Source organism: Planktotalea sp., assembly GCF_049680325.1.
Lineage (GTDB): Bacteria > Pseudomonadota > Alphaproteobacteria > Rhodobacterales > Rhodobacteraceae > Planktotalea.
Genome location: NZ_JBAUHO010000084.1, coordinates 1 through 15,014, shown reverse-complemented (window position 1 = coordinate 15,014; position 15,014 = coordinate 1). Strand labels below are relative to the sequence as shown.

Genomic DNA, 15,014 nt, shown 5'->3' with positions numbered 1-15,014 from the left:
GCCGTCGCCGCCATTTCATAGGCAGCCAAAGCAAGGCCGCCGTCAGAGAGGTCTGTGCAGGCCTTGATCCAGTCGCGGTTGGCGCGGATGAAATCGCCATTCCTGGCTTCAGCGGCCAGATCAACATGCGGTGCATCGCCTTCAACGCGGTTGAACACTTCGGCCAGAAGGGCAGACTGGCCCAGGTGGCCCGTCGTGTCGCCGATCAGGATCGCGACGTGACCATCGCGTACATCCGCGTTAATCAACTCGTCCTCATTCATCAGCAAACCAACTGCGCCGATAGTTGGCGTTGGCAGAATGCCGGTTCCGTCCGTTTCGTTATAGAGCGAGACGTTGCCAGATACGATCGGCATATCGAGCGCTTTGACAGCTTCGCCAATGCCCTGGATCGCGCCTACGAACTGGCCCATGATTTCTGGCTTTTCGGGATTGCCGAAGTTCATATTATCCGTTGTCGCCAATGGCTTCGCGCCCACAGCTGTGAGGTTACGGTAAGCTTCGGCAACGGCCTGTTTACCGCCCTCGACAGGGTTCGCCATGACATAGCGCGGCGTCACGTCAGAGGTAAAGGCAAGCGCCTTGCCAGTGCCGTGCACACGCACAATACCAGCGCCCGCTCCGGGGATGCGGATCGTATCGCCCATGACCTGGCTGTCGTATTGCTCGTATACCCAACGTTTGGAGGCGTAGTTCGGGCTGGAGAGCAGCGCTTTGAGACCATCAATCGGATCAATCTGCGGCACGTCTTCCAATGCGATCGCAGCAGGGGTTGGAACCCAAGGGCGATCATATTCTGGCGCGGAAGAGGCAAGTTTGGACAGCGGGAGATCTGCCTTCACTTCACCATTGTGCACGATCAAGAAGCGATCTTCGGCAATCGTCTCGCCAACAATCGCAAAATCTAGATCCCACTTGTCGAAGACGGCTTTCGCTTCTGCCTCAAGTTCCGGTTTCAGAACCATCAACATGCGTTCCTGGCTCTCGGAGAGCATCATTTCATAGGCGGTCATATTGGTTTCACGAACCGGAACCAATTCAAGATCTAGGCGCACACCAAGCCCGCCTTTGTCACCCATTTCGACCGCAGAGCACGTGAGGCCAGCAGCCCCCATGTCCTGAATAGAAATCACAGCGCCCGTCTGCATCAACTCTAACGTCGCTTCCATCAGGCGCTTTTCAGTGAAGGGATCACCGACCTGAACGGTTGGACGTTTCTCTTCAATCGTGTCGTCAAATTCTGCCGAAGCCATCGTCGCGCCGCCGACGCCATCGCGGCCCGTTTTTGCGCCAAGGTAAACAACAGGCATGCCCACGCCAGAAGCGGCAGAGTAGAAAATCTTGTCCGTATCGGCGATCCCGGCCGCAAACGCATTCACAAGGCAGTTGCCATTATAAGCGGGATCAAAGCGTACTTCGCCGCCGACCGTCGGAACGCCAAAGCAGTTGCCGTAACCGCCAACTCCCTCGACAACGCCATTCACAAGCTGGCGGGTCTTGTGGTGAGATGTCTCGCCGAAGCTCAGCGAATTCATCGCCGCAATCGGACGTGCGCCCATTGTAAAGACATCGCGCAAGATGCCGCCAACGCCCGTCGCCGCGCCTTGGTAGGGTTCGATATAGGAGGGGTGGTTGTGGCTTTCCATCTTGAAAACAACCGCCTGGCCGTCGCCAATATCCACGATGCCAGCGTTTTCACCGGGGCCACAGATGACTTGCGGGCCTTCTGTTGGCAGCGTGCGAAGCCATTTTTTGGATGATTTGTAGGAACAATGCTCGTTCCACATGGCCGAGAAAATACCAAGTTCTGTAAACGTCGGCTCGCGGCCAATGATCTCTAGAATGACCTCATATTCATCTGGTTTCAGCCCGTGCGAGGCGATCAGATCAGCGGTGATGGCAGGCTCTTGCATTCAGTTTGGTCCCCAAAAGATCAAGTTGCGCGTCTCTTACTTGTAAAGCGGCGTCGGGGCAATGCGGCAGGGCGGACATTTGCTGCGTTGACCTGATGGATTTTTTGCCGTGAGGTGCGGGCAAACAGGGGAGAGTTGATATGCAGGTGATGGCAAATCCATTTCGCGGCACAGGGATAAGCGCAGGTTTGCAAGAGGTTCCCGTGCCATCAACCAATGCGGATGCCCCGCGCGCATTGTTGTCGCGCTGCCCGACGCATGGCGAAACGCCAATGGTTCAAGCGCTTGGAATGCACATCAAAGACGAACGCGGGCGCATGGGGCTTGGCAGCTTCAAAGCACTTGGCGCGGCCTATGTGATTGCGCATGATGCCCAGCAAGGTTCGCTTGAGGGGCGTACATATGTGACCGCGAGCGCGGGAAATCACGGCATGTCAGTTGCGGCAGGAGCGAAGGTTTTTGGCGCAAAGTCAGTTATTTACCTGTCCCAAACCGTGCCCGCCGCTTTTGCGGATCGTCTGCGTGAAAAGGGCGCGCAGGTCGTGATCGAAGGGCGCGATTATGAGGAAAGCATGATCGCGGCGCAGGCGGGTGCCAAGGCCAATGACTGGACCTTGCTTTCGGATAGTTCTTGGGACGGCTACTTTGAGTTGCCGCATCGCTTGATGGAAGGTTATCTCGCAATGGCGGCCGAATGCACCGAACAGATAGATGCGCCAAGCCATATCTTTTTGCAGGCGGGGGTTGGCGGGCTTGCGGGCGCTTGCGCTGCGTTGTTTCGCAAGGTCTGGGGGGATGCACCGATCATTACCGTCGTTGAGCCGATCTTCGCTCCAGCACTTTACGATTCGATAAAGGCGGGCGGTTTTGTCGTTTCCAAGGGGCCGGTTTCGGATATGGGCCGCTTGGATTGCAAAGAGGCATCTTTGATCGCTTTGAAAGGCCTGTCGCGCGATGCTGACGCTTTTGCGCTCATTTCAGAACAGGAGGCTTTTGCGACCTTGCCCAAACTTGAGGCGCTGGGTCTAAAAAGCAGCACATCCGGCAGTGCGGGGATCACGGCGGCCTTGCTCAGTGATTTGCCTGAGGATGCCCGTGTGCTTTGCATTTTAAGTGAGGGCGCATGACTTTCGCTGCGATGGAATTCGAATTACGGATTCGCGCTGTGCAGGGGCGCATGGCGCAGAACGATCTGGCGGCGCTCTTGCTTACGCAGGACGCAGATATTCGCTATCTCACAGGCTATTTGACGCGGTTCTGGGAAAGCCCGACGCGCCCTTGGTTTCTGGTGGTGCCTGCCGCTGGCTTGCCGATTGCGGTGATTCCCTCCATCGGCGCGGCGCTTATGGCACAAACCGTTGTGCGCGACATTCGCACATGGGGCGCACCCGATTACGGCGATGACGGTGTATCGTTGCTGATTGATACCCTTAAAGAGGTGGCGCAAGGGGGCAAGATCGGCACGCCTTTCGGCATTGAAAGCCATCTGCGCATGCCTTTGGCGGATTGGACACGGCTTTGTGCAGAGCTTTCGATTGGCAGCGATCATGCGGTGCTGCGCCATGCGCGCATGATAAAAACGCCCGCCGAAGTCGATTCCATTCGCGCAGCTTGCCAAATCGCGGGGCGTGCGTTTCAGCGCGTGCCCGAAATTGCGCGCGCAGGGACACCGCTTGCCGAGGTGTTCCGCCGTTTTCAGATGCTCTGTTTGGAGGAAGGTGCCGATTGGGTGCCCTACCTTGCAGGCGGCGCGGGGCCGACGGGTTATGAAGATGTGATTTCGCCCGCCAGCGAGGTGCCATTGCAGAGCGGTGATATTATGATGCTCGACACTGGTGTTATTCGAAATGGCTACTTTAGCGATTTTGATCGCAACTTTGCTGTGGGGGTTCCAAGCAAGGCTGCAGAAGCGGCCTATGAAACCTTGCTGAAGGCAATGCAGGCAGGCGAGTGCGCGCTGAAAGCGGGCAACACTGCGGCGGATGTCTTTCATGCGATGGATCAGTTGTGTACGGGCGGTAAAGGTGGCCAAAGCGCGGGGCGTTTGGGGCATGGGCTGGGCCTTCAACTAACCGAAGGGCTGTCCTTTATTGCGGATGACCATACTGTGCTGGAGCCGGGTATGGTCATCACCTTGGAGCCGGGTGTTTCCGTATCAGGTGGGGCAGGGTTGATGGTGCATGAAGATGATTATGTTGTAACCGCAGACGGCTGGGAGCGTTTGTCGCCGATGCCGCCAGAGAAACTGGTGAGGTTAGAGCCATGAGCTTGCCCTACACACTTGCGCCGCAAATTGGCACTGCTGGGCGGCTTGGCTTGATCGTTCTGCAATCTGATGAAACTATGGAGGCAGAGTTCCGTCAGGTTTTGCCCGAGGCGGATATCGCGGCTTTCGTTTCGCGCATTCCGAGCGCTGCAGAGGTGTCCAACGACAGCCTTGCAGCGATGGAGGCAGAACTGCCCCGCGCGGCGGGGCTTTTGCCCAAGAGCGTGGACTTTGATGTCGTTGGCTATGGCTGCACATCGGCTTCAAGCGTGATTGGACCCGCGCGCGTCGCCGAATTGGTGAAAACGGGATGCCGCACAACTGCCGTAACGAACCCTGTCAGTGCATTGGTTGCAGCCTGCGGTGCGTTGGGGGTGAATAAATTGGCGCTTTTGACACCCTATACCGAAGCGGTCAGTGAAAGTCTGCGATCCGAGTTGCTTAGGAATGGCATTGAAACACCAGTTTTCGCGACCTTTAACGAGCCAGTTGAAACCCATGTTGCGCGCATTGATCCAACCTCGGTGCGCGATGCAGCGGTTGGGCTTGGCAAGGATAAGGGCGCCGAGGCTGTGTTCATGAGTTGCACGAATTTACGTACACTCAGTATTCTCGGAGAAGTCGAAGCCGCCTGCAACAAGCCTGCCTTATCCTCAAATCAGGCCTTCTTTTGGCATATGTTTGCGCAGGCAGGTATACGCCCTGCGCGCGCTGATGGGTTGCTTTGGGATCTTAAAATCAAGAAGGAACCCTAAATGTTCACCAAAGAAAAGCTGGATTACAAGGCAATCGCGCTGCCAGATCGCAGTGATATGAGCGACGCACAGGCGCTTGAGGCCGCGCGCACCCATCTGGCGTTTATGCGCAAACGTCACTCTGTTCGTGACTTTGCGCCAACGCCGGTCCCGCGCGAGATCATTGATCTGGCGATTGCCGCCGCCGGCTCGGCTCCATCGGGGGCCAATCACCAGCCGTGGCATTTTGTTGCAATCTCTAATTCCGGTGTGAAGCATCAAATCCGACTTGCTGCAGAAGAAGAGGAAGAAAAGTTTTATGCGGGCGGTGCGGGGGATGAATGGATCAAAGCGTTAGAACCAATCGGCACAGATGCAAGCAAGCCCCATCTTGACATTGCACCCTGGCTGATCGTGATTTTTGCGCAGCGTTGGGGGGCCTTCGCCGATGGTACGCGCTACAAGAATTACTATGTCCCCGAGAGCGTCGGGATTGCGACCGGGTTTCTGATTTCTGCGCTGCATCATGCTGGTTTGACATGCCTGACGCACACGCCCAATCCGATGAAATTCCTTAATTCACTACTGGATCGGCCAGCGTCCGAGAAACCCGTGATGATTCTTGCCGTGGGCCACCCTGCGACAGAAGCCGTGGTGCCAGAAGTTGCCAAATTGAAGAAGCCGCTGGGTGAAATCCTGTCAGTTTTTGATTAAGCAAAAAAAAGGCCGAGCAATAAGCTCGGCCGAAGTCCAACAGGGAGGTACAAGGACTAGGCACCTCAGCACCATCAACATCCTTGTGCAGCCCAAATAGTATGCACTGTGCTCACGATCAAGGCATTTATGCCGCAGGTGCAGCATAGCCGCTATGCAGTTGCTGCATAGCTACACATCGGTCCGGGCACGCGAGGTGTTCATCGCCCATTGCAAAGCGGTGGCGCAACTCATAGGTTCTGGCGAAATTCTGACACGGTTTGCATGGCAGGCTGGAACCCAACCAAAAGGATACTTCGATGCAAGGTGGCATTGCCCAATTCGTACCCCTCATTTTGATCTTCGCGATCATGTATTTCCTTCTTATTCGCCCGCAGCAGAAAAAGCTAAAAGAGCACCAGAAAATGGTCGAAGGTCTGCGCCGCGGCGATCAGGTGATTACGCAAGGTGGCCTGATTGGTAAGGTGACCAAGGTCAAAGATGAAAACGAGATCGAAGTTGAACTGGCCGAAGGCGTCAAAGTACGCGTTGTTCAGTCCACAATTGCTAATGTGATAAACAAGACCGAGCCAGCAGCGTCCTGAGCGGACGCGGCAAGGCTGGCGTGAGAGGCCGGACATATGTTGCAAATTGACCTGTGGAAGCGGGTGGTGATCTGGGCGGTTTGCGCCATCGGATTGCTGCTGGCCGTTCCAAACGCTTTCTATACTAAAGTCGAGCAGCATAACGATGCGCTTGCGGCCATCGAAGTCTCTGGCAGCAATGACGAGCTGGATGCTATGGCAGCACAGTGGCCGGGCTTCTTGCCTTCTAGCCTTGTTAACCTAGGTCTGGACCTTCGCGGCGGCGCGCATTTGCTGGCCGAAGTGAAGGTTTCTGATGTCTATGCCGCGCGGATGAAGGCCTTTTGGCCAGAAGTGCGTGATGCGCTACGGCCCGAGCGCGCAACGATTGGTACCATACGTTTGCAGCCCTCTGCTGGGGACGTGTTGAGAGTACGCATTTCAGAGCCTGACGGCATGGCCCGCGCGATGGAAGTGGTGCGCGGTCTTGCGCAGCAGGTTGTTTCGCTTTCTGGCGTCGGTTCTTCAGACATCGAAGTAAGCGGTGCTGACGGCATTCTAACGGTCCGCCTTTCCGAAGCCGAAAAGCGCGCCACAGACGAACGCACAATGCAGCAATCGCTGGAAATTATCCGCCGCCGTATCGACGAGGTCGGCACGCGCGAGCCAACAATCCAGCGCCAGGGCACAGATCGCATTCTTATTCAGGTGCCGGGGATCGGATCCGCGGCAGAACTGAAGGCGATTATCGGCACAACCGCGCAGTTGACTTTCCAGCCTGTAATCGGTCGCGGCTCTAGCCCCGATGCGAATGCTGGTGTGGGCAATGAAATCCTGCCTTCACTGGATGAAGAGGGGACGTTCTATACGCTGGAAGCTGCTCCTGTTGTTACGGGCGAGGAACTTGTTGATGCGCAACCCGCTTTCGATCAGAATGGTCGCCCTGCAGTGAATTTCCGCTTTAACCCAGCGGGCGCGCGTAAATTTGGTGACTACACCGCAGAAAACATCGGCAATCCGTTTGCCATCGTTCTGGACAGTGAAGTGATCTCCGCCCCTGTGATCCAAAGCCATATCCCGGGTGGGTCGGGCATCATCACAGGCAATTTCACGGTTGAGGAATCGACGAACCTTGCGGTTCTTTTGCGCGCGGGGGCTTTGCCCGCCGGCTTGGAATTCCTCGAAGAACGTACAATCGGTCCAGAGCTGGGCGCGGATAGCATCAAGGCGGGGCAGGTTGCTTGCGCCGTCGCCTTTATCGCGGTGCTGGTCTTTATGTTCCTGAGCTATGGCACGTTCGGTCTTTTTGCCAATATCGCGCTTATTATTAACGTTGGTCTTATTTTCGGCCTGCTTAGCATGATCGGCGCAACGCTGACGCTGCCGGGTATTGCGGGCATCGTGTTGACCATCGGTATGGCGGTGGACGCCAACGTGCTGGTTTTCGAACGTATCCGCGAAGAGCTGAAATCGGCCAAAGGGCCAGCGCGGGCGATTGATCTGGGGTATGAAAAAGCCCTGAGCGCGATCATTGACGCGAACATCACCACTTTCATCACAGCGGTAATTCTGTTCGTCATGGGGTCTGGCCCCGTGCGCGGCTTTGCAATCACGCTGGGCCTTGGCATTCTTACATCGGTCTTTACGGCAATTTTCGTCACGCGACTTATCATCGTGATGTGGTTTGAACGTAAACGCCCAAAAACACTGGAGGTGTAAGATGCGCCTGAGACTGGTTAAAGAAAACACGAACTTCGACTTCTTCGCACGCCCCAAACTGTGGCTTGGCATCTCTGTCGTGCTGATGATCCTGGCGCTTGGTTCATTCCTGTATCAAGGTTTGAACTACGGAATCGACTTCAAGGGCGGCACGACAGTGCGCAGCGAAAGCAGTACAGCAATCGATGTTGGCGCATATCGCGATGCGATTGTCCCGCTCGGGCTGGGTGATATCACGATTTCGGAAGTCTTCGATCCGACGTTTGACGCAGATCAGCACGTGGCAATGATCCGTATCGAGGCCCAGGAAGGGCAGGAGGCTGTGACCTCTGATGTGATTGCGCAGGTGCTATCGGCGTTGCAAGTGATTGCGCCAGATATCAAATTTGTTTCGGTTGAATCTGTTGGTCCGAAGGTGTCTGGCGAGCTGATCCAGACAGCTGCTATTGCTGTGATCCTCGCGATTGCGGCGGTCCTTATCTATATCTGGCTGCGCTTTGAGTGGCAGTTCGCGCTTGGTGCAGTTGCGGCGCTGGTGCACGATGTCATTCTGACAATCGGCGTTTTTTCAGAGCTTCAGATCAAATTCGATCTGGCGATTATCGCAGCCTTGCTTACGATCGTGGGCTACTCGCTTAACGATACGGTGGTTGTCTTTGACCGTGTGCGTGAAAACCTGCGCAAGTATAAGAAAAAGCCGCTGAAAGAAGTGCTTAACATTTCGATCAACGAAACGCTTTCGCGTACTTTCATGACCTCTATCACCACGCTTCTGGCGTTGATTGCACTGTTCGTCTTGGGCGGTGATGTGATCCGCGGTTTTGTCTTTGCGATGATCTGGGGCGTTATTGTCGGCACATATAGCTCGATCTTTATCGCCTCTGCGATCCTGCTTTGGTTGGGCGTCAAGCGCGACTGGAGCAAGTCAGACGCAAATGCGGGCACGCAGTTTGCCAACATAGATGCCTGATATCCTTACATCAGCCCTTGCGACGCAGGGGCTGATGTGGATTGCCTTTGCAGGCTTTATGGCAGGTTTGGTACGTGGGTTTTCCGGTTTTGGCACCGCATTGATCTACTTGCCTATCGCCAGTATGTTTCTCAGCCCTGTTCAGGCACTGGTCACTTTGACCGTTATGGACAGTATCGGCCCTTTGCCTGCAATTCCACGCGCAGCGCGCGAGGCGGATTGGCCTGACCTTCGCAAGCTGTTGCTTGGTATGGTGCTTGCGCTTCCGCTGGGTCTGCTTTTGCTCTTGTCGATTCCAGCAGACGTCTTCCGCTATGGCGTCTCTTTCGGCGCATTGCTCATGCTGATCGTTCTGCTTTTCGGCTTTCGCTTCAAGGGCAGGCTAAGCGCGCCCAAAGTCTACGGAGTAGGAGCGGCATCGGGCGTCCTTGGCGGCTCAATCGGGCTGCCGGGCCCGCCCGTTATCTTCTTTTACATGTCAAGCGATCATCCTGCGCGGGTGATCCGCGCAACGACGATGGTTTTTCTGCTGTGTTTTGATTTCATTCTGCTTGGAATGTTGGGGGTGCAAGGTCTTGCCTCGCTCAGCAATGTCGTTCTGGGTGCGCTTTTGACCCTTCCGCTGATGCTGGGCACATTGCTGGGCACATGGCTCTTTCGTCCCAGCTACGAAAAAGCGTATAGAGGCGTGGCCTATATCATTATCGCTGTCTCCGCTCTGCGGGGCCTGCCAATCTGGGGATAAAAGATGCGCCTGACCGAGCTGGAATTTGACGACGCCAAACCGGTTGAGGGCTATGGCCCGGGGTTCTTTCGCATCGCGGGCGAGGTTCTGGCTGGGCCATTGCTTATCACTGCAAAGGGCGCGCGCCCTTGGGGCGGGGTGAATGACCACGACACATTGCTTGCGCTGGCTGGCAGTATTGACGTTGTGTTTCTTGGGACTGGCGATGATATCGCTCATATCCCCGCCGACCTGCGCCAAGCGGTTGAGGGTGCGGGTATCGGGATTGAGGCCATGAGTTCGCCAGCTGCATGTCGCACCTTTAATGTACTGGTCAACGACGGACGCCGCATTGCTGCGGCATTATTGCCGATCACCAAAGGTTAAGGGGGCTGGGCAGCGCGCGCTGGCTGGGCTACCTCTAAATGCGATGAATTTATCTGTCGAAAATCTTAGCGTCGCGCGCGGCGGCATCGCGGTCCTGGAAGGACTGTCCTTTGAGCTTGCTGCGGGTCAAGGCTTGATCCTGCGCGGCCCTAACGGCATCGGCAAGACGACATTGCTGCGCACAATTGCAGGTTTGCAGCCAGCCCTGGCAGGACGGGTTAACGTTGCCGAAGATACGATTGCCTATGCGGCGCATTCGGACGGGATCAAACAAGTTCTAAGTGTGCGTGAAAACCTGCGGTTTTGGGCCGATGTGTTTGGCACGCGTGATATTGCCCCCGCGCTAGCAGCGTTTCAACTAGAGCCATTGGCAGAACGTCCGGCTGGCGCGTTATCTGCGGGGCAAAAGCGCAAGCTTGGCCTTGCGCGATTGCTGGTGACGGGGCGGGCGATCTGGGTGCTGGATGAACCAACGGTCAGTCTGGATGTTGATGCGGTCGCAATGTTCGCCAACGCCATACGGGCGCATTTGGCGGCAGGCGGCTCGGCCCTTATTGCCACGCATATTGATCTGGGACTGGATGCAGCGGTGTTGGATGTCGCACCCTTCAAAGCCCGTCCTCCAGTGGCAAGCGATGACGAATTGGAGGGCTTTTTATGAAGGCGCTTCTGATCCGTGACCTGCGCCTTGCTGTGCGGGCAGGGGGCGGCTTTGGCCTTGGCCTTGCGTTTTTCCTGATTGTTACGGTACTTGTGCCCTTTGGCGTCGGCCCGCAAAGCGCGCTGCTCTCAAAGATTGCGCCGGGCATTCTCTGGCTTGGGGCCTTGCTGGCTTGCCTGCTTTCCCTTGATCGCATCCTTGCGCTTGATTGGGAGGATGGAACGCTTGATCTGATGGCCTGCGCGCCGCTTCCGATGGAGGCTGCAGTGAGCATCAAAGCATTGGCGCACTGGCTCACGACGGGTCTGCCACTGGTTGTCGCAGCGCCGCTGTTTGCCTTGCTGCTCAACTTGCCAGAGGCAGGATATATTCCTTTACTGCTTTCGCTCTTGCTCGGGACGCCCGCGCTAAGCGTCATTGGCACCTTTGGCGCAGCGCTGACCGTGGGGATCAAGCGGGGTGGCTTGCTTCTTTCGCTGCTGGTTCTGCCACTTTATGTCCCGACACTTATTTACGGTGCAGAAGCCGCGCGGCGCGGGGCAGAGGGGCTGGACACCGCGACACCGCTAATGATGCTCGCGGGGATCACTTTCGGGGTAATTGCGCTGCTACCCTTTGCGTCTGCCGCAGTTCTGCGCGTAAACATTCGATAATTTGAATTGAAGCTGAAACCTTCAGGAGATACACCGCCGCCATGTCTTTATGGGAATACGCAAATCCGGTGAAATTCATGGCCCTTTCGGGCCGTGTGCTTCCCGTTGTCGCCTGGCTTGCGGGCATATGCCTTGTGGTCGGGTTGATCTGGGGCTTTTTCTTTACGCCCGATGACTATCGCCAAGGGTCGACCGTCAAAATCATTTACCTGCATGTGCCGTCGGCCTTGATGGCGATCAACGCCTGGATGATGATGCTGGTCACCTCGCTTATCTGGATCATCCGGCGCCACCACGTTTCAGTGCTTGCAGCTAAAGCCGCTGCGCCTGTGGGCATCACAATGACCCTGATTGCGCTTGTCACAGGCGCAATCTGGGGCGAGCCTATGTGGGGCACATGGTGGGCATGGGATCCGCGCCTGACCTCCTTCCTCATTCTGTTCCTGTTTTACCTTGGCTACATGGCGCTTTGGGCGGCGATTGAAGATAACGATACGGCTGCGGACCTGACCTCCATCCTTTGCCTTGTGGGTTCGGTCTTTGCGATCCTGTCGCGCTATGCGGTGAATTTCTGGAACCAAGGCCTGCTTCAGGGCGCGTCCCTATCGCTGGATAAAGAGGAAAACGTCGCTGACGTCTTCTACATCCCGCTTTTGGTTTGCATCGCAGGGTTCGTGCTTTTGTTCCTTGCTCTGGTACTACTGCGCACACGCACGGAAATCCGCGCGCGCCGCACCAAAGCCCTTCTGGCACGGGAGCGCATGGCATGATGCCCGAACTTGGAAAATACGCCAGCGCAGTGTTAAGCGCTTATGGCGCGTCAATCGTGCTTATCATCGGCATTGTGGTGCTCAGCGCCATGCAATCCCGCCGCGCCAAAGCTGCGCTGGAAGATGTGGAGAAACGCCGCAATGGCTAGGCTTTCTCCTTTGATGATTGCGCCGCCTGCGATTTTTATCTGCCTTGCGGCATTGTTTTATGTCGGCATGTTTCGCGAAGGTAAAAACGATTTACAGTCCGTCTTTATTGGCAAGCCGGCACCCTCGATTGAGGGCACTGCTGAACTGCCGGGCTTTACCAGAGCCGCGCAGGCCGATCTGACACGTGGAGAGGTCACGCTGGTGAACTTCTGGGCCAGCTGGTGCCCGCCATGCCGCGCCGAGCATCCCAAGCTTTTAGAACTCTCGAAAACCTATCCGATTGTTGGCATTAACTTCAAAGATAGTGCAGGCACGGCCAGCAGCTATCTAAAGGATGACGGCAATCCGTTTGTGGCGATCGCGTTCGATCCACAAGGGCGCACAGCGATTGACTGGGGCGTGACCGCACCGCCTGAAACCTTTATTCTGGCGGGTGATGGCACCGTGCTTTACCGCTTTGCGGGCCCGCTTGTCGGAAGCGACTTTGAACAGCGTTTCTTGCCCGAGCTTGAAAAGGCGGTTAAGGCTGAGAAGTAGCGGTCGTTTATCTTTGGCAATTGTTCGGGGGTTGAAATGTTGGGTCTAAAAAGCATTCACAGCATAGCCGCCGCGTTGTTCTGCGCGTGCCTTGTCACTGCGCCTGCCCATGCCCATGCCCAGAACATCAATTTCGGGAATAATTCCAGCGAATACGCCAATGATGGTGAATGTGATGATCGGCGCTTTATCGGTGTTGGCATGGCCAAAGACCTTGATGAGGACGATAACTTTCGCGACGCCAATGATTGCAGGGATGCCTATAGGGATGGGCGTGCAAAGCTTTGGAGGCTTGAAAACGCGCGCGCTGCGACGCAGTGCTCGGCCATTCGCTTTGGCAACAACAGCTCGGAGTGGAGCCGTGACGGCGAATGCGATGATTTCCGCTTTGAAGGGCCGGGCATGTCGAGCGTGGTTAAGTCGGAAGACATTGGGCGCGACGCTGCAGACTGCAAAAAGCTATGTAATGCGAAGCAGATATTCCTGCGCGATTACTAATTGTTTTTCACAGACGATATCCGCCTGAGACGGTCAGCACTTCCCCTGTGATAAAGCTCGCGTCGTCAGAGGCAAGAAAACGAACTGCTTTGGCAATGTCTTCCGGCACACCAGAACGAGCGAGCGCGGTCATTTCCACAAATTTGGCAACCAGTTCGGGTGGGCGCGGGTTTTCTATGCGTTCGATCGCGCCGGGCGCGATCGCATTTACACGAATACCCCTGGACCCCAATTCTTTTGCCGCCCCGCGCGTCCATGTGTTTAATGCGGCCTTGCTGGCAGAATAGCCAGAGGCCCCCAATGCTGGCAAAACAGCATTCACCGATGAAATATTAACCACCGCCGCGCCGCGCATCAAATGTGGCAGAGCCGCTGCAAGGATTTGCATGGGTGCAGTAAGGTTAATGGCAAGCAATTGCGCTTCAGCCGCTGCATCAACTGCATCCAATGATGTCATTTCAATTGCGCCGGCGTTGTTGACGATCACATCAAGGCAAGCGAATTCAGCGATCACGGCATCTATCACCTGCGCGGGCGCTGCCTGAGTGCTGAGATCAGTTTTAATCGCAAAGATTGCTGGATGCGCCGCCAGCAACGCGTCAGGCGGGGTGTTGTTGTAGGTTATTGCGACCCTGTGATCGCGGACAAGGTTTTCGGCAATCGCACGGCCAATCCCGCGCGCGCCGCCTGTGATGAGGGCTGTTTTCATATCCCAGTCTGAGCCTAGCGCGCACAGACTTGCAAGTGCCCAAAAGAAAAGGGCCGCCCGAGGGCAGCCCTTTGATACTTGATTTGGTGTCGCTTAGGACGCTGCGAGATCTCGCAGAACGTAGTGCAAAACGCCGCCGTGCTCGATGTATTCGATCTCGATCGCTGTATCGATACGGCACTTGAGCGTGATGGTTTTTACAGTGCCATCGGCCATTGTGATTGTGCATGGCACTTCCTGCAAAGGCTCAATCGTGTCGAGACCCGAGATGGAAACGCTTTCGTCACCTGTCAGACCCAAAGACTTGCGCGTGTCGCCGCCTGTGAACTCGAACGGGATAACGCCCATACCAACAAGGTTGGAGCGGTGGATACGTTCAAAGCTTTCTGCGATCACAGCCTTCACACCAAGTAGTGCCGTGCCTTTAGCTGCCCAGTCGCGCGAAGACCCCGCGCCGTACTGCTCGCCGCCGAAGATCACCAGCGGTGTGCCCGCTGCCTGATGCGCCATAGCTGCATCGAAGATCGACGTCTGTGCGCCGTCTACGCCTTTGGTGTAACCACCTTCAACGCCGTCCAGCATTTCGTTCTTGATGCGGATGTTGGCGAATGTGCCGCGCATCATGACTTCGTGGTTGCCGCGACGTGAGCCGTAGGAGTTGAATTCGCGCACCGGCACCTGACGATCTGTCAGATACTGACCTGCAGGCGAGCTTTCCGCGAAAGAACCCGCAGGAGAGATGTGATCTGTTGTGATCATATCGCCGAGCAGTGCCAAGACCTTAGCACCCTCGATGTTGGTGATAACGCCCGGATCCTTGGACATGCCTTGGAAGTAGGGTGGGTTCTGGATGTAGGTCGATGTCGCAGGCCAGTCATAGACTTCCTGCTGTGGAACAGACACGCCCTGCCATTTTTCGTCACCTTTAAAGACGTCGGCATATTTGGTCTGGAACGCTTCGCGTGTGACCGTTTGCTCGACCAGTTCTGCCACTTCCTGCGTCGTGGGCCAGATGTCTTTCAGGTACACGTCCTTGCCATCCGCAG

Annotated in this window: 17 protein-coding genes and 1 pseudogene; 15 read left to right on the top strand and 3 right to left on the bottom strand. The window is 56.1% G+C overall.

All coding sequences use genetic code 11. From position 1 onward, the window contains the following. Window positions 1-1,913: phosphoribosylformylglycinamidine synthase subunit PurL (purL, locus tag WBC85_RS03465; protein ID WP_424433280.1), on the bottom strand; the 1,913-nt coding region annotated here is incomplete at its 3' end. Between the two features lie 140 nt (window positions 1,914-2,053). On the opposite strand from purL, the gene WBC85_RS03460 reads away from it, so the two are divergent. From WBC85_RS03460 to WBC85_RS03390, 15 genes are all read left to right on the top strand, one after another. Next, window positions 2,054-3,040: a pyridoxal-phosphate dependent enzyme gene (locus WBC85_RS03460; protein WP_424433279.1), complete on the top strand. Its 987-nt coding sequence runs from the start codon at window positions 2,054-2,056 to the stop codon at window positions 3,038-3,040. After that, on the top strand, window positions 3,037-4,179 hold the full coding sequence (locus tag WBC85_RS03455) for a M24 family metallopeptidase (protein WP_424433278.1): 1,143 nt from the start codon (window positions 3,037-3,039) through the stop codon (window positions 4,177-4,179). Before WBC85_RS03460 ends, WBC85_RS03455 begins: the two co-directional genes overlap by 4 nt. Then, window positions 4,176-4,934 carry a maleate cis-trans isomerase family protein gene (locus WBC85_RS03450; protein ID WP_424433277.1) on the top strand — a complete coding sequence of 253 codons (759 nt, stop codon included), beginning with the start codon at window positions 4,176-4,178 and terminating at the stop codon, window positions 4,932-4,934. Before WBC85_RS03455 ends, WBC85_RS03450 begins: the two co-directional genes overlap by 4 nt. Then, window positions 4,935-5,627, top strand: a complete 693-nt coding sequence (locus tag WBC85_RS03445; protein ID WP_424433276.1) for a nitroreductase family protein — start codon at window positions 4,935-4,937, stop codon at window positions 5,625-5,627. Window positions 5,628-5,926: 299 nt separating this feature from the next. Then, window positions 5,927-6,211 (top strand): preprotein translocase subunit YajC, encoded by a 285-nt coding sequence (yajC, locus tag WBC85_RS03440; RefSeq protein WP_424433275.1) that lies wholly within the window; start codon window positions 5,927-5,929, stop codon window positions 6,209-6,211. Between the two features lie 36 nt (window positions 6,212-6,247). Continuing rightward, window positions 6,248-7,909 (top strand): protein translocase subunit SecD, encoded by a 1,662-nt coding sequence (secD, locus tag WBC85_RS03435; protein WP_424433274.1) that lies wholly within the window; start codon window positions 6,248-6,250, stop codon window positions 7,907-7,909. 1 nt (window position 7,910) lies between these two features. Then, window positions 7,911-8,879 carry a protein translocase subunit SecF gene (gene secF, locus WBC85_RS03430; RefSeq protein WP_424433273.1) on the top strand — a complete coding sequence of 323 codons (969 nt, stop codon included), beginning with the start codon at window positions 7,911-7,913 and terminating at the stop codon, window positions 8,877-8,879. After that, window positions 8,872-9,624 carry a sulfite exporter TauE/SafE family protein gene (locus WBC85_RS03425; protein WP_424433272.1) on the top strand — a complete coding sequence of 251 codons (753 nt, stop codon included), beginning with the start codon at window positions 8,872-8,874 and terminating at the stop codon, window positions 9,622-9,624. Before secF ends, WBC85_RS03425 begins: the two co-directional genes overlap by 8 nt. Before the next feature lie 3 nt (window positions 9,625-9,627). Further along, complete coding sequence (locus WBC85_RS03420) at window positions 9,628-9,990, top strand: Mth938-like domain-containing protein (protein ID WP_424433271.1); 363 nt, start codon at window positions 9,628-9,630, stop codon at window positions 9,988-9,990. Window positions 9,991-10,033: 43 nt separating this feature from the next. After that, complete coding sequence (ccmA, locus tag WBC85_RS03415) at window positions 10,034-10,651, top strand: heme ABC exporter ATP-binding protein CcmA (protein ID WP_424433270.1); 618 nt, start codon at window positions 10,034-10,036, stop codon at window positions 10,649-10,651. Then, a complete protein-coding gene (gene ccmB, locus WBC85_RS03410; protein WP_424433269.1) occupies window positions 10,648-11,304 on the top strand; it encodes a heme exporter protein CcmB in 657 nt (218 codons plus the stop codon). The genes ccmA and ccmB overlap by 4 nt, the downstream gene beginning before the upstream one ends. 41 nt (window positions 11,305-11,345) lie before the next feature. Further along, entirely contained in the window at window positions 11,346-12,074 is a 729-nt protein-coding gene (locus WBC85_RS03405) for a heme ABC transporter permease (RefSeq protein WP_424433268.1), read from the top strand. Next, window positions 12,071-12,223, top strand: coding sequence for a heme exporter protein CcmD (gene ccmD / locus WBC85_RS03400; RefSeq protein ID WP_424433267.1), 153 nt, complete (start codon window positions 12,071-12,073; stop codon window positions 12,221-12,223). The genes WBC85_RS03405 and ccmD overlap by 4 nt, the downstream gene beginning before the upstream one ends. After that, window positions 12,216-12,761, top strand: coding sequence for a DsbE family thiol:disulfide interchange protein (locus WBC85_RS03395; protein WP_424433266.1), 546 nt, complete (start codon window positions 12,216-12,218; stop codon window positions 12,759-12,761). The genes ccmD and WBC85_RS03395 overlap by 8 nt, the downstream gene beginning before the upstream one ends. 36 nt (window positions 12,762-12,797) lie before the next feature. Continuing rightward, entirely contained in the window at window positions 12,798-13,259 is a 462-nt protein-coding gene (locus WBC85_RS03390) for a hypothetical protein (protein WP_424433265.1), read from the top strand. 7 nt (window positions 13,260-13,266) lie between these two features. On the opposite strand, the gene WBC85_RS03385 is transcribed toward WBC85_RS03390, so the two are convergent. Continuing rightward, a complete protein-coding gene (locus WBC85_RS03385; RefSeq protein WP_424433264.1) occupies window positions 13,267-13,968 on the bottom strand; it encodes an SDR family NAD(P)-dependent oxidoreductase in 702 nt (233 codons plus the stop codon). A 93-nt stretch (window positions 13,969-14,061) separates the two neighbouring features. Next, window positions 14,062-15,014: pseudogene (locus WBC85_RS03380) on the bottom strand (aconitate hydratase); the annotation flags it as partial.